The organism is Pelosinus sp. sgz500959, assembly GCF_042610375.1.
Taxonomy (GTDB): domain Bacteria; phylum Bacillota; class Negativicutes; order DSM-13327; family DSM-13327; genus CTSoil-075.
The window spans coordinates 1-552 of record NZ_JBGJZL010000058.1 but is presented as its reverse complement, the minus strand read 5'-3'; the positions used below and the strand labels follow the sequence as shown (position 1 = coordinate 552).

Sequence of the window (552 nt, the reverse complement as noted above, 5' to 3'; positions counted from 1 at the left end):
GCTCTTTAAAAAACTTACTTGTGTCAGTATCACTTGCGTGACCCGACATGTGTGTACTCAAAACGAGTACGGCACATCTGGCTTATTTTAACTTTACTTACATTGTTTAGTTTTCAAAGAACACCCAAGTTTTTTGAATTTTCAATCAGCCTCGCTGATCACTTGTTTATGATACCATATTATGTTTTATTGTGTCAAGCTTTTTCTGCATTTTTTTTTAAAAATTACTTACAAACTTTATCAAATAATAACATAATTTTTTTCTTTTAAGATAAAATTAAGGCACTCACAAAAGATGAGTGCCTTAACCGGCAACTACCTATCCTCCCAGGTCGTTTCCAACCAAGTACTTTCGGCGTATAAGGGCTTAACTACTGTGTTCGGTATGGGAACAGGTGGGACCCCTTAGCTATCGTCACTGGATAAAGTCCGACTGCTTATAATAACCCATCTGCGTTGTTGCTCCTGCGGGCGTTCACTCGACGTACTTTTCAGTACGACTCCTTCACGTCCTCGTCGCGCCTAGCATCTGTGCCATTCTAATCAGTCTAT

1 rRNA gene is annotated in these 552 nt (G+C 39.3%); it reads right to left on the bottom strand.

Annotation, left to right across the window (positions count from 1 at the left end):
• Positions 1-306: 306 nt before the first annotated feature.
• A 5S ribosomal RNA gene (gene rrf / locus ACAN52_RS21970) occupies positions 307-423 on the bottom strand.
• Positions 424-552 lie beyond the last annotated feature (129 nt).